This is a genomic window from Mesorhizobium sp. M4A.F.Ca.ET.090.04.2.1 (assembly GCF_003999085.1).
GTDB lineage: Bacteria > Pseudomonadota > Alphaproteobacteria > Rhizobiales > Rhizobiaceae > Mesorhizobium.
The window spans coordinates 1-490 of the sequence record NZ_RZOT01001018.1; the positions used below are offsets into that span (position 1 = coordinate 1).

A 490-nucleotide genomic window follows, 5' to 3' on the forward strand; every position below is an offset into this window, starting at 1 on the left:
GGAGAAACGAGGCGGCGGCGATTTCGAACTTGTCGCCATGCTGGAACACCCCTCAACCGTCGCCTTCGGCGACACCTTCTCCCACAAGGGGAGAAGGGGGAGCCTACCTGCTGACGCCCCGCTGCATTCCGGTTAGATGAGTGCTTTCTCAACGCGATAGTCCTGCTGTTGGCGCTGCGTCCCCTCCCCCTCGAGGGGAGGGTCCGGCCGAAGGCCGGGGGTGGGGTCCGCCGCGACGCGCGCCGACGGGGAGATAACGTCGAGCACTGCCGGGGCGACCCCACCCGGACCCTGCGGGTCCGACCTCCCCTCAAGGGGGAGGTTGAGGGCGGCGCTACTTCTGCGGCGCCTGGTCGATGATCGACTGCATGGTCTCCTGTGCATTCGATATCGCGCCGTCGACATCGTCGCCGAAGAAGACCTCGTTGACCATCTGCGTCCACGGACCGTTGGCGGAGTTGATCAGGTCGTTGAACACCACCGTGTAGGG

General features: G+C 65.7%; 1 pseudogene. It reads right to left on the minus strand.

Annotation, left to right across the window (positions count from 1 at the left end):
- Window positions 1–334: 334 nt before the first annotated feature.
- Window positions 335–490: pseudogene (locus EN781_RS35725) on the minus strand (sugar ABC transporter substrate-binding protein); the annotation flags it as partial.